Raw genomic sequence first — 12,832 nt, forward strand, 5'->3', positions numbered from 1 at the left:
GACCTCGGCGAAGGCCAGGTCGTCCACGGCCGCGTCGTCGGCATGGAAAAGGACATCCTGATCATCGACGTCGGTCTGAAGACCGAAGGCCGCATCCCGGCCCGCGAATTCGGCATCGGCGAAGGCGCCGTGATCCCGAAGGTCGGCGATAACGTCGAGGTCTACCTGGAGCGCGTCGAGAACGCCCTGGGCGAGGCGGTCATCAGCCGCGACAAGGCCCGCCGCGAGGAAGCCTGGACCCGTCTGGAAGTGGTCTTCGCCGACGGCCAGCCGGTCAACGGCGTCATCGTCGGCCGCGTCAAGGGCGGCTTCACCGTCGACCTGGGCGGCGCCTCGGCCTTCCTGCCGGGCTCGCAGGTCGACATCCGTCCGGTGCGCGACGTCGCCCCGCTGATGGGCAAGGAGCAGCCGTTCGCGATCCTCAAGATGGACCGTCCGCGCGGCAACATCGTCGTCTCGCGTCGCGCCATCCTGGAAGAAGCCCGCGCCGAACAGCGCACCGAGCTGGTCGGCCAGCTGCAGGAAGGTGAAGTCCGCGAAGGCGTGGTCAAGAACATCACCGACTACGGCGCGTTCGTGGACCTGGGCGGCATCGACGGCCTGCTGCACGTCACCGACATGTCGTGGAAGCGCGTCTCGCACCCGTCGCAGGTGCTGGCGGTCGGCGACACCGTCAAGGTGCAGATCGTCAAGATCAACCCGGACACCCAGCGCATCTCGCTGGGCATGAAGCAGCTGCAGGCCGACCCGTGGGACGGCGTGGAAGCCAAGTATCCGGTCGGCGCCAAGATGTCGGGCCGCATCACCAACATCACCGACTACGGCGCCTTCGTGGAGCTGGAAGCCGGCGTCGAGGGCCTGGTGCACGTCTCGGAAATGTCGTGGACCAAGAAGAACGTCCACCCCGGCAAGATCGTCTCGACCTCGCAGGAAGTCGACGTGGTCGTGCTGGATGTCGACGCTTCGAAGCGCCGCATCTCGCTGGGCCTGAAGCAAGCCCAGGACAACCCGTGGGACGCCTTCGTGGCCTCGCACCCGATCGGCTCGACCGTCGAGGGCGAAGTCAAGAACGCCACCGAGTTCGGCCTGTTCATCGGCCTGGACAACGACATCGACGGCATGGTCCACCTGTCGGACCTGGACTGGAACGTGTCGGGCGAGGAAGCCATCCAGCGTTACCGCAAGGGCGAAACCGTCAAGGCCAAGGTCCTGGACGTCGACGTCGAGAAGGAACGCGTCTCGCTGGGCATCAAGCAGCTCGGCGGCGATCCGATGGAAGGCGACACCTACAAGAAGGGTCAGCAGGTCACCGTCACCGTGACGGCGATCGAAACCGGCGGCATCGAAGTCAAGTTCGGTGAAGACGACGCTCCGGTGACCTCGTTCATCCGCAAGTCGGACCTGTCGCGTGATCGCAACGAGCAGCGCACCGAGCGCTTCTCGGTCGGCGACCGCGTCGACGCCATGGTCACCGGCGTCGACAAGGCCTCGCGCCGCGTGTCGGTGTCGATCAAGGCCCTGGAAATGAAGGACGAGGCCGAGGCCATCGAACAGTTCGGTTCGTCCGACTCGGGCGCCTCGCTGGGCGACATCCTGGGCGCCGCCCTGCGCGAAAAGGCCGGCTCGAAGGAGTAAGCCTCTTCGCCATCGGCGAAAAACGGATCAGGCGGCCGGAGAAATCCGGCCGCCTTTTTCGTGGACGCAGTCCGCTCTCATCGGCGAATTTATGTACGGTTGCCGACAGTTAACTCACAATTTGCCCCGCTGACGGGCCTTTGGCCCTTTTTCCCCCGCCGCGCGAGCGTTAGGGTGGGGTTGCATCCGGCGTTCAGATGCACCCGTATGGGCCCGGGAAGGGCTGAACAGGGCGGGGGCCTGCATGATCAAATCCGAGCTCATCGAAAAGCTCGCTGCCGAAAACACGCATCTGACCCATGCGGAGGTCGAGCGTGTGGTGAATGTCGTGCTCGGCCGGATGGTCGATGCGCTGGGCGAGGGCGGTCGCGTGGAACTTCGCGGCTTCGGAGCCTTTTCCGTCCGGGGACGTCCGGCCCGCGCCGGCCGCAACCCGCGCACGGGGGAGTCGGTCGATGTGCCGGCCAAGGCCGTGCCCTTCTTCAAGAGCGGCAAGGAGCTGCGTGAGCGGCTGAACGCCGACTGACCCACAGGAGCCCCATGGGACTGGTCACCGAGTTCAAGGAATTCATCGCCCGCGGCAACGTCATTGATCTGGCCGTCGGCGTGATCATCGGCGCGTCGTTCGGCAAGATCGTCACCAGCCTGGTCGAGCAGGTGGTCATGCCGCCGGTCGGACTGCTGCTGGGTCGGGTCGATTTCTCGAACCTGGAATGGGTTCTGACGCCCGAAAATCCCGCGACCGAAGAGGTCGAGAAGGTCGCTATCCAGTACGGCGCCTTCATCAACACCGTGATCCAGTTCCTGATCGTGGCGGTGGTGATCTTCCTGATGGTCAAGCTGGTCAACAAGCTGCGTCGCGAGCAGGCGGCCGCTCCGGAAGCGCCGGCCGCGCCGACGCCGACCGAGGCCCTGCTGGCCGAAATCCGCGACGAACTGAAGGCCCGCCCCTAGGCCTTGGAGGCGGCCCCGGACGTCCTGAGCGGCGCCCGGACACCCTGGCGCCGGACTTCCAGCGGCACGGGGCGAAGACACATCGCATAGTCGCCATCGTAGGGGGTGGGAGACCACAGCGCCGGATCAGGCGCGTCCTGCGAGAAGTGGACGTGACAGTGGCCCCAGCCGCCCTCACGGCGGGCGCTGTCGGCAAATTCGCCCAATCGCGGCAGCATTCGAGGCGACACGGTCTGCAGCCTCAGCTTGGCGGCGCCCATGGCGCGGCCCGCGTTCATCAGGGCCTGCATCAGGACGGGGACGGCGTCGGCATGCCCGTCCAGCGCTTCGAGATCGAGGATCTCGAGCACCGGGGCTTCGAGGATGTTCGACTTGGCCATCATGGCCATGGCGTAGGCCGCCACGGCGCCGTCCCTCTCGAAGGCGAGGACCAGAGGGGGCTGTGACAGATCGGGGTCCTGAAGGCGCCAACGCTGCACCTCGGGGCTTCGGTCAGCCAGCAGCCGGCCTTCGCTCGCCAAAGCCTCCCAGAAGGCGGCGTAGAGCGAACGGTCGCCGAAGTCCGTCAGGATGGTGACGCCCTCAGGCAAGGTCGGACGGGCGATCCGGCCCAGCCGGTCGTTCATCAGACGCTCACGTGGGCCGATCAGGCCGGGCGCGGCCTGATAGAGCCGGCGCCACAGGCGGCTGATGGCCAGAGGCAGGGGATCGATCACCCAGCTCAGCTTCAGGGCGTGGGTCTGTTCGGGCCAGGCCTGCATCCCGTGCCGGACATAAAGGGGCTGGGACTTCGAATTGGCGTTGAAGGTGTAGCGGGCGAAGACCCCCGGCTGGCAGGTGAAGGTCTTCAGCATGCCCCGGCTGGACCCTCGCGCGGCCGCCGAGACGATGATGTTGAAGCCGGTCGCCCCATGCAGTCGTCGCTCGCCCAGCCGGAAGCGCTGGATCAGGGTGCCGACGTGGGCGGCGGGCTCGCCGTCGGGGCCGTCGACGATCCAGCCGGCGGGTGCGCCGATGTCGAGACGGGCCGGGTTGCTGTGCAGCCATCGCCAGCCCGCAAGGGAGCGCTCGGGCCAGCCGACGCTGCGATGCAGGGCCTGAACCCCGGGGTAGTCGCCTTCGATGATCTCTCTCGGCGTCATGGCTGGGCTGTCTCGTTTCGGGAACCAGTATGGCTCTCGCCGCGAGACGTGCATGGATCGGGCCGGTTGTACATCCTTGGGTAGTCTTCGGACGGCGCGCGGAGGTAAGACGGCGATTCCGGTTTGACTCTGTTCCGGCTGGAACAAATAATGAACATTCCTCGTTCCGAGCCCGCCATGTTCGCCCCCGATCTCTCTTCTCGCGCTGTGTTTCCGGAGACGCCCGAGTCCCTGGAAGAGGTGTGCGCGTCGGCGCCGCGGGACGGGGCGGCGACCTTGCTGTTCGCCCTGTCGCGACGGTGCGGGGGCGACGATCGGCCGGTGCTCATCGCCGCGTCCCGGGCCTGGCTCGGGGAAAACGGTCGGCCTTACGGGCCCGGGCTGGCGGGCGTGGCCCTGATCCTGACGCCGGTCGCGACGGCTGCGGAGGGGTTGTGGGTGATGGAACAGGCGTTGCGGTCCGGAGCGGTGTCCTTGGCGCTGGGGGCGGTGGATGGGGCGAACCTGGCCCAGACCCGGCGGCTGGCGTTCGCGGCGAAGGAAGGCGGGGCGACCGGCTTGATGATGCCGCGGCGTCCGGACGGGCTCAGCGCGGCCCGTCGCCGATGGCAAATCACGGCGGCCCTGTCGGCCCCGGATCGGGACGATCCCCGCGCGCCCGGGCGGACGAGGCTGGTCGCTGAAATGACGCGCGGGCGCGGCGAGCGGCCCGGCGTCTGGATGATGGAGCAGGATGATGAGACGCATCGTCTCCGTCTGGCTGATCGACTGGCCGATTTCGGTCCGCCGCCGATCGCTGGAACGGGCGCGGCGGCCGGCCTCGCCGCCTGATCCCGCCCTCGACCCTCAAACCCCGTTCGCCCTGATCCTGAAGAACAGCCGGGGCGCGGCGGTGATCCACGCCCTGAACCCGGCCGCTCGCGCCGCGGGGCTGCGGCGCGGCCAGACGCAGGCGGACGCCCTGGCCATGATCCCGCATCTGCTGTGCCAGCCCGCCGACATCGCCGCCGACGATCGGGCGCTGAAGGCGCTGGCGGTGTGGGCCGAGCGGTGGTCGCCCTCGGTCAGCCTCGATCCGTCGGAGGAGGGGCTGGAGGGGCTGTTCCTCGACGTGACCGGAGCGGCCCATCTGTTCGGCGGCGAGGCAGCCCTGCTGGCGTCGATCCGGACGCGGCTGGCCGAGACGGGGACGACGGCGCGTGTGGCCATGGCCCCGACGCCGGGCGCGGCCTGGGCTTTGGCGCGCTGGGGCGAGGGACAGGACCCGATCGCCACGGACGAGACCCTGTCGGACCTGCTGGCCGATCTGCCGATCGACGCCCTGAGGCTGGACGACCGGACGATCTCGGGCGCGCGGCGGCTGGGGCTGAAGACCATCGGCAGCCTGTACGCCATGCCGCGCGCGGGGCTGGCGCGACGGTTCCGGGACGGGGACGCCATCGGGCTGGTGAAGCGGCTGGATCAGGCCCGCGGGCATGTGGCGGAAGCCCTCGTGCCGGTGCGTCCGCCCGCCCGCTATCGGGTGTGGCAGGCCTTCGCCGAGCCCTTGGGCGACATCGCCGGGGTGGAGGGGCGCCTGCCGGACATGGCGCAGGATCTGTCGCGGACGCTGGAACGGGATGGGCGGGGCGCCAAGGCCCTGACCCTGACCGGCTTCCGCACGGACGGGGAGGCGACCCGGCTGTCGGTGCGCATGGGCCTGCCGGGGCGGGACGTGACGATCTGGATGCGGTTGTTCCGCGAGGCGGGGTTCGGGCGGCTGGAGCTGGGTTTCGGGCTGGACGCCCTGATGCTGACCGCCGACGAGACCGAGGTCATGGCGGCGCGGCAGGGGGCGCTGGAGACCGAGGCCGAGGCGAAGCAGGCGGAGAGTCTGGCGGGACTGATCGACCGGCTGACGGCGCGGCTGGGCGAGGGACGGGTGCTGACCCCCGCGCCGGTGGACAGTTGGATCCCCGAACGGGCCGAGCGGCTGGTCCCGGCGCTGGGCCGGGTTCCGGCGGCGGATGCGGCGGAGGTCGGTCGTCGGCCCATCCTGCTGCTGGACCCGCCCGAGCCGCTGGAGGATCCGGTGTTCGACCTGCCGGACGGGGCGCCCGCGCGCTTCACCTGGCGGCGGGTCAGCCGTCGCATCGTCAGGGCCGAGGGGCCGGAGCGGCTGTCGCCCGAATGGTGGCGACCCCGTCCGGACGGGCGCGAGGCGCGGACCCGCGACTACTACCGCGTCGAGGACGGCGAGGGTGGGCGCTACTGGCTGTTCCGGGAGGGGCGCTACGGCTGGGATTACGCCGGGGCGGGCGATGACCGCCGCGCGCCGAGCTGGTGGATGCACGGGGTGCTGGCGTGACTAGCTGGGATGGTCAGTACGCGGAGCTTGGGGCGATCACCAACTTCAGTTTCCTGGAGGGGGCGTCGCATCCGGGCGAGGTGATGCACCAGGCGAAGGCGCTGGGGCTGGCCGCCGTGGGGGTGGCGGACCGCAACACCCTGGCCGGCATGGTGCGCGCCCTGATGGGGGCGGAGGAGATTGGCATCCCCCTGATCGTCGGCGCGCGGCTCGGCTTCACCGACGGGACGGACCTGATTGTCTTCCCCCGCGACCGGGCCGCCTACGGCCGCCTGTGTCGCCTGCTGACCCTGGGCAAGAGCGAGGCGGTGCCGCAAGCCGGTGCTCAGGCCGAGGGTGACAGAATTGAAAAAGCCGAGACGCGGCTGACCTTCGAACAGGCGGTCGGTCTGGGCGCGGGGATGATCGCCCTGGCGCCCGCGCCGGAGACGCCGGACGCGGTCTTCGAGGCGCGGCTGGAGCGATGGCGGGCGGCGTGGCCGGATGATCTGTATCTGGCGGCGCCGCCGCTGTGGCGGGGTGATGACCGCAGAAGACTGGCCCGGCTGGCGGCCATGGCCGAGCGGACCGGCGCCCCGATGATCGCCACCAATGCGGTGCTGTATCACCACCCCGACCGGCGGATGCTGCAGGACGTGCTGACCTGCATCCGGGAAGGCACGACCATCGACAAGGCCGGGCGGCGGCTGCAGGCCAACGGCGAGCGCTTCCTGAAGCCGCCGGAAGTGATGGGGCGGCTGTTTCGCGGCCATGAGGCGGCGCTGGCGCGGACGATGGACGTGGCGCGGGCCTGCACGTTTTCACTGCGGGAGCTCGAATATCAGTACCCGGACGAACCGGTGCCGGCCGGGTACTCACCGCAGGGCTGGCTGGCGCGACTGACCATGAAGGGGGCGAGGATGCGCTGGCCGCAGGGCGTGCCGCCGGACATCCGCGCGACGATCCTCAAGGAACTGCGGCTGGTTCAGGCCCTCGGCTACGCCTCCTACTTCCTGACGGTGCACGATGTGGTCGCCTGGGCCCGGTCGAGACCCGATCCAATCCTGTGTCAGGGCCGGGGCTCGGCGGCGAATTCGGTGATCTGCTTCTGCCTTGGCATCACCAACGTCGATCCGACAAAGCAGGATGTGCTGATCGAGCGCTTCATTTCGTCCGAGCGATCCGAGCCGCCGGACATCGACGTCGACTTCGAGCACGAACGGCGCGAGCAGGTGATGCAGTACGTCTATGAGCGCTACGGTCGCGACCGGGCGGCCATCGTGGCGACCATCATTCACTATCGTCCGCGGTCGGCCATTCGTGATGTGGGCAAGGCGCTGGGGCTGACCGAGGACGTGACGGCGCGCATGGCCGACACGGTCTGGGGCTCGTGGGGCGATGCGGTGAAGGACGAACACGTCGACCGCACGGGGCTGAGCCGCGACGACGCGCGAATGAAACTGGCGCTGGAGTTGACGGCCGAGATCATCAAATTCCCGCGCCACCTGAGCCAGCACGTGGGCGGCTTCGTGTTGAGCCAGACGCCGCTGATCGAGATCGTGCCGGTGGGCAATGCGGCGATGGACGACCGCACCTTCATCGAGTGGGACAAGGACGACATCGATCATCTGAAGCTGATGAAGGTCGATGTGCTGGCGCTGGGCATGCTGACGGCGATGAAGCGCGCCTTCCGCATGATCGAGGACACCTACGGGCGACCGCTGAAGGATACGGCGGCGGTGCCGTCCGAGCGCCGGGGCGTCTATCGGATGCTGTGCAAGGCCGACTCGCTGGGCGTCTTCCAGGTCGAGAGCCGGGCCCAGATGTCGATGCTGCCCCGGCTTCGACCGCGCGAGTTCTATGATCTGGTGGTGCAGGTCGCCATCGTCCGGCCCGGTCCGATCCAGGGCAAGATGGTGCATCCCTATCTGCAGCGGCGGTCGGACCGACGCGCGCATGAGCGGGTGCATGGCAGGGGCAGCTACCGCTTCTCCATGCCGGGCTCGGCGGCCAATCCGGATGAACTGGCCAATGTGCTGCGCAAGACGCTGGGCGTGCCCCTGTTTCAGGAGCAGGCGATGAAGATCGCCATGGTGGCGGCCGAGTTCACCGGCGATGAGGCCAATGGCCTGCGCCGGGCCATGGCGACGTTCCGCCACAACGGCACCATCGGCAACTATGAGGAACTGATGGTCGGGCGGATGGTCGCGCGCGGCTATGACCCCGAGTTCGCGCAGAACTGCTTCAACCAGATCAAGGGGTTCGGGGAGTACGGCTTTCCGGAGAGCCACGCGTGCTCGTTCGCCCACCTCGTCTATGTGTCGGCCTGGGTGAAGTGGCTGTACCCGGACGTGTTCGCCGCCTGCCTGCTGAACAGCCAGCCGATGGGCTTTTACGCCCCGGCGCAGATCGTCCGGGACGCGCGGGAGCATGGGGTCGATGTCCGGCACCCGGATGTGAACATGAGCGACTGGGATGCGACGCTTGAGCCGCGGCCCCGGCGGCGTCGACGGGCCCTTCGCCTCGGCCTGCGCGCCATAGACGGGTTCAAGGAGAGCTGGGCGCTGGCCATCATGGCGGCGCGGGCCGAGGGGGCGTTCGCCGATCTGGACGACCTGCGGCTGCGGGCGCGGCTGACGCCGGCGGCGATGGACCGGCTGGCGGAGGCGGACGCCTGCGGCTCGCTGAAGCTGACGCGCCGGCAGGGGATGTGGGCCGCGCGCGGGGCGCCGCCGGTGGCGAGCGCGCCCCTGTTCGAGGCCATGGGCCTGCGCGAGGCGGACGGGCGTCCGCCCGAGGCCCTGCCGGAGCTGGCGCCGTCCGAGGAGGTGGTCGGCGACTACCAGACCATCCGCCTGTCCCTGAAGGGGCACCCGGTCCGCTATCTGCGCGACCGGCTGGAGGCGGTGGGGGCGTTGACGGCGGCGGCCTATCCGGCCGTGACCAACGGGAAGCGGGTGGTGGTCGGGGGCGTGGTGCTGGTCCGCCAGCGGCCCGGTACGGCCAAGGGCGTCTGCTTCATGACCGTGGAGGACGAGACCGGCGTCGCCAATCTGGTCCTGTGGCCCGACGTGTTCGAGCGCCTGCGCCCGGTGGCCATGGGCGCGCGGATGGTGCTGGCGCGGGGCAAGGTTCAGACCGCCGAGGGGGTGACCCATCTGGTGGTCGAGGAACTGGAGGACTGGACCCCGATGCTGGGCCATCTGAGCCCGGATGCGGCGCCGGGCTCAGGCCATGCCCCGACACGCGGCCGACATCCGAGGGATGTGCGGGTGCTGCCGGGGTCGAGGGATTTTCACTAGGCGGCGCTCACCCCTTCCGGAACCAGCGCCATTTCCAGATGCGGTAGCCGATGATCGGGGCGAAGCCGCAGACGAGGGCGGCGATCAGGACGGTCCAGAAGCCGCCGCCCAGCCAGAATTCGCCCGCCAGCGCCCCGACCCCGGCCGCGACGAGCGGGCCGAGCCAGGGCAGCCAGTGCGGCGGGCGCATCTGCATTCAGGCGTCGACCTTGATGACGCCGCGACGGATCTGGTCCAGCTCGATGGAGTCGAACAGGGCCTGGAAATTGCCGTTGCCGAAGCCCTCGTTGCCCTTGCGCTGGATGATCTCGAAGAAGATCGGGCCGAAGGTGTCCTGGGTGAAGATCTGCAGCAGCAGGCCTTCCTCGTCCGAACCGTCGATCAGGATGCGGTTCTTGCGCATCCGCTCCACGTCCTCGCCGTGGTTCGGCAGGCGTTTGTCGATCAGCTCGAAATAGGTCTCGATGGTGTCCTGGAAGTCGACGCCGCGCGCCTTCATGGTCTCGACCGTCTCGTAGATGTTCGCGGTCGTCAGGGCGATGTGCTGGATGCCCTCGCCGTTGTAGCGACGCAGGAACTCCTCGATCTGCGAGTTGTCGTCCTGGCTTTCGTTCAGCGGGATGCGGATGGCGCGGTCGGGCGCGATCATGGCCTGCGAGAACAGGCCGGTCGCCTTGCCCTTGATGTCGAAATACTTCTGCTCCTCGAAGTTGAAGATCGAGTTGTAGAAGCCGGACCAGGTGCGCATCTGGCCGCGACGGACGTTGTGGGTCAGGTGGTCGAGGATTTCGAGGCCGACGGAGTTGGTCTTCTCGGCGTCCTGCCAGCCCTCGATCTCGGTCCAGCCGTCGTAGAGCGAGCCGTTCGCGCCGTACTGGTCGATCACGTACAGCAGCGAACCGCCGATGCCCTGCAGGATGTAGGGATAGTCATTGCCTAGCGCGCCGCCGGCGGCGTCCGTGGCGGCGACGGCGCCGCGGGCCAGGGCGCCTTCATAGGCTTCCTTGGCATTGGCGACGCGGAAGGCCATGCCGTTGGCCGACGGACCGTGGTCCTTGGCGAAGTCGGCGGCCTGACCGGTCGGCGAGAGGTTCACCAGCATGGTGATGTCGCCCTGCTTCAGGCGGACGGCGCCCGTGGCCGGGTTCACATGGGTGCGGGTGAAGCCCATCAGCTCGAGACGGCTGACCATGGCCTCGGGCTCGGGCCCCGTGAACTCGACGAACTCGAAGCCGTCGACGCCGAGCGGGTTTTCCTGGTCGATGGTGGCTGCGTCAGTCATGGGGCGTCTCCTGAAACTGGGGCGTCGGCCCTCGGGGGTCGATCTTGTCGAGCGGAACCTAGTGTCGCGGGACGGTGAAGCCAAGGCGTCGCGGGACACAGGTTCGGGACCGGAAAATTTTTGGCCGGAGTCCTGAAAACGAGAAGACTCGAACTTGAACATGACGGACCCCGACCGGGGAGGTCGGGGCCATCATAGGGGACCGATGCGACAAATACGGTCAGATCAGTTCGGGCGGCCGACCACGGCGTCGACGGAGTTGGTGGTCACCGGGTGATAGCCCGGGCGGGCCTGGGCGTAGACGCGGGTGGCGATGGGGCGACCCCAGTCGCCTTCGGCCCACAGGCTGGTGAACAGCGGCAGGACGAATTTGCGGCGGCCTTGGGTGGTCAGGAAATGCTCCAGCGTCGGCACGGCGGGCTGATAGCGGTGCTGCACCGCGATCTGCAGCCAGGCGTAGACGACCTCGGCATTGCCCTCGGCCTTCAGGTTCAGGGTCGATTCCAGATCGGCCAGCTGGGCCGGGGTCAGCCAGTCGGCGCCCTCGGCGCGGCCCTCGGGGCGGAAGGCCAGGAAGCGCTGGCGCTCCTGCGTCGACCAGCCCGCCCACGGAACGGCCGAGGCCGGACCGCCGGCGGCGAAGGCGCGCGCCGCCGCATCGACGGGCACGAAGGCGTTGGACACCGGCGGGACCCAGTTGGACGGCATGCCCGGCTGGTAGATCCAGGCGTCCATCATCAGTTGGGCCTCCAGCGCCTGATCACCGCGGATGAGGTGGGCGCGGATGTCCTCCAGGAACAGTTCGGTGGTCATCGGGCGGAAGGCGTTGCGGTCGAAATAGCCCTTCAGCCAGGCGTCGAAGCGCTCGCGGCCGACGATGCGTTCGATGGTGCGCAGGAAGGCGGCGCCCTTCTCGTAGGCGATGTCGGTCAGGCCCTCGTCCGGATCGCGGCCGGTCAGGTCGATCTTCAGGCGGGTGTCGGCGGGCGGCAGGTCCGCCAGCGTCGACTGCAGGTCGCCCCAGCCGAGGGACTGCAGCATCAGGGCGCGCTCCTCGCCGTAGAGGGCCTCCATGATCCGGTTCTCGAAATAGACGGTGAAGCCCTCGTTGAGCCAGAAGTCGGCCCAGGTGGCGTTGGTGACCAGGTTGCCCGACCAGCTGTGCGCCAGCTCGTGCGCGACCAGCGAGACCAGCGACTGGTCGCCGGCGATGATGGTCGGGGTGGCGAAGGTCAGGCGCGGGTTCTCCATGCCGCCGAAGGGGAACGACGGCGGCAGGACCAGCAGGTCGTAGCGGCCCCAGCGGTAGGGGCCGTAGAGCTCCTCGGCCACATCGACCATGCGGGCGGTCGGGACCAGTTCGTCATGGGCGGCGTGCAGGCGCGACGGCTCGGTCCAGACGCCGGTCCGCTCGTCGATGGCGGCGAAGTCCACGTCGCCGACGCCGACGGCGATCAGATAGGGCGGGACCGGGTTGGTCATGCGGAAGCGCCACGCCTTGCCGCCGTCGACGGTCTCGCCGTCGGTGGTCAGGGTCTCGGCGCTCATCACCACCTTCAGGTCGGCGGGGGCGACGATACGGGCGTCCCAGGTCTGGCGGATGCCGGGGCTGTCCTGGGTCGGGACCCAGGTGCGGGTGAGGATCGCCTGACCCTGGCTGAACATATAGGGCAGACGGCCGCCCGCGGTCTGGGCCGGGGTCAGCCATTGCAGGGCCGCCGCGTCGGGGCGGGTGGCGTAGGCGATGACGATCTTCTGCGTGCCCCCAGCGGCCAGGGCCGGGAAGCGGACGGTCAGCGGCTGGCCGAGGATCGGGTCCGAGGCGCCGACCGTGAACTGCAGCGGGGCGCCGGAGGCGTCGGTCACGGCGCGGATGTCGAGGTTGCGGACGTCGAGGATGACCTCGGTCGCGCCCGGGACGCCCTGGACGTCGAGGGTCGCCGTGCCCGACAGGGTCTTCGCGGTGAAGTCGGCGGTCAGGTCCAGCGAGACGTGGCGCACGTGGGCGATCTCGGGCCGCGCATAGGAGTGGATGTCGCGCGCATACTGGATCGGCGCGGTGGCCGAGGCGGGCAGCGGCGGCATGTCGGAACCGGAGGCGTTCATCATGGCGCACCCTCCCGTGGCGAGCGCAAGGGCGAGGGCGGAGACCAGACCGGCCGTGCGGATCATTGAACTACCTCTTTCAACA

The 12,832-nt window shown here is 69.0% G+C and carries 10 protein-coding genes; 6 read left to right on the plus strand and 4 right to left on the minus strand.

Annotated elements, in window-relative coordinates:
- The 3 genes from rpsA to mscL all read left to right on the plus strand — a co-directional run.
- Window positions 1-1,635, plus strand: a 1,635-nt coding sequence (gene rpsA / locus VGE03_RS02770; protein ID WP_331044945.1) for a 30S ribosomal protein S1, incomplete at its 5' end; no start/stop codon positions are given.
- Window positions 1,636-1,879: 244 nt separating this feature from the next.
- Entirely contained in the window at window positions 1,880-2,161 is a 282-nt protein-coding gene (locus tag VGE03_RS02775; protein WP_331044946.1) for an integration host factor subunit beta, read from the plus strand.
- 14 nt (window positions 2,162-2,175) lie between these two features.
- Window positions 2,176-2,589, plus strand: coding sequence for a large-conductance mechanosensitive channel protein MscL (gene mscL / locus VGE03_RS02780; RefSeq protein WP_331044947.1), 414 nt, complete (start codon window positions 2,176-2,178; stop codon window positions 2,587-2,589).
- Here mscL and VGE03_RS02785 read toward each other — a convergent pair.
- Window positions 2,586-3,731 carry an N-acetyltransferase gene (locus tag VGE03_RS02785; RefSeq protein ID WP_331044948.1) on the minus strand — a complete coding sequence of 382 codons (1,146 nt, stop codon included), beginning with the start codon at window positions 3,729-3,731 and terminating at the stop codon, window positions 2,586-2,588. The two genes, mscL and VGE03_RS02785, sit on opposite strands and share 4 nt — an antisense overlap.
- 177 nt (window positions 3,732-3,908) lie before the next feature.
- On the opposite strand from VGE03_RS02785, the gene VGE03_RS02790 reads away from it, so the two are divergent.
- From VGE03_RS02790 to VGE03_RS02800, 3 genes are read left to right on the plus strand one after another with little or no spacing between them, the layout of a single operon-like run.
- Entirely contained in the window at window positions 3,909-4,562 is a 654-nt protein-coding gene (locus tag VGE03_RS02790; protein WP_331044949.1) for a hypothetical protein, read from the plus strand.
- Window positions 4,468-6,078, plus strand: coding sequence for a DNA polymerase Y family protein (locus VGE03_RS02795; RefSeq protein ID WP_331044950.1), 1,611 nt, complete (start codon window positions 4,468-4,470; stop codon window positions 6,076-6,078). Before VGE03_RS02790 ends, VGE03_RS02795 begins: the two co-directional genes overlap by 95 nt.
- Window positions 6,075-9,359, plus strand: coding sequence for an error-prone DNA polymerase (locus VGE03_RS02800; RefSeq protein ID WP_331044951.1), 3,285 nt, complete (start codon window positions 6,075-6,077; stop codon window positions 9,357-9,359). Before VGE03_RS02795 ends, VGE03_RS02800 begins: the two co-directional genes overlap by 4 nt.
- A 7-nt stretch (window positions 9,360-9,366) precedes the next feature.
- Here the strand turns inward: VGE03_RS02800 and VGE03_RS02805 are convergent, their stop codons facing one another.
- The 3 genes from VGE03_RS02805 to VGE03_RS02815 all read right to left on the minus strand — a co-directional run bounded on the left by VGE03_RS02805 (window position 9,367) and on the right by VGE03_RS02815 (window position 12,813).
- Window positions 9,367-9,555, minus strand: coding sequence for a hypothetical protein (locus VGE03_RS02805; protein WP_331044952.1), 189 nt, complete (start codon window positions 9,553-9,555; stop codon window positions 9,367-9,369).
- Entirely contained in the window at window positions 9,556-10,641 is a 1,086-nt protein-coding gene (hppD, locus tag VGE03_RS02810) for a 4-hydroxyphenylpyruvate dioxygenase (RefSeq protein WP_331044953.1), read from the minus strand.
- 225 nt (window positions 10,642-10,866) lie between these two features.
- Window positions 10,867-12,813: a M1 family metallopeptidase gene (locus VGE03_RS02815; RefSeq protein WP_331044954.1), complete on the minus strand. Its 1,947-nt coding sequence runs from the start codon at window positions 12,811-12,813 to the stop codon at window positions 10,867-10,869.
- Window positions 12,814-12,832 lie beyond the last annotated feature (19 nt).

The organism is Brevundimonas sp. (assembly GCF_036400995.1).
Lineage (GTDB): Bacteria > Pseudomonadota > Alphaproteobacteria > Caulobacterales > Caulobacteraceae > Brevundimonas.

Coding starts and splice junctions, on each gene's coding strand:
- VGE03_RS02775 (WP_331044946.1), top strand. CDS start 1,880: ATGATCAAATCCGAGCTCATCGAAAAGCTCGCTGCCGAAAACACGCAT.
- mscL (WP_331044947.1), top strand. CDS start 2,176: ATGGGACTGGTCACCGAGTTCAAGGAATTCATCGCCCGCGGCAACGTC.
- VGE03_RS02785 (WP_331044948.1), bottom strand. CDS start 3,731: ATGACGCCGAGAGAGATCATCGAAGGCGACTACCCCGGGGTTCAGGCC.
- VGE03_RS02790 (WP_331044949.1), top strand. CDS start 3,909: ATGTTCGCCCCCGATCTCTCTTCTCGCGCTGTGTTTCCGGAGACGCCC.
- VGE03_RS02795 (WP_331044950.1), top strand. CDS start 4,468: ATGAGACGCATCGTCTCCGTCTGGCTGATCGACTGGCCGATTTCGGTC.
- VGE03_RS02805 (WP_331044952.1), bottom strand. CDS start 9,555: ATGCAGATGCGCCCGCCGCACTGGCTGCCCTGGCTCGGCCCGCTCGTC.
- hppD (WP_331044953.1), bottom strand. CDS start 10,641: ATGACTGACGCAGCCACCATCGACCAGGAAAACCCGCTCGGCGTCGAC.
- VGE03_RS02815 (WP_331044954.1), bottom strand. CDS start 12,813: ATGATCCGCACGGCCGGTCTGGTCTCCGCCCTCGCCCTTGCGCTCGCC.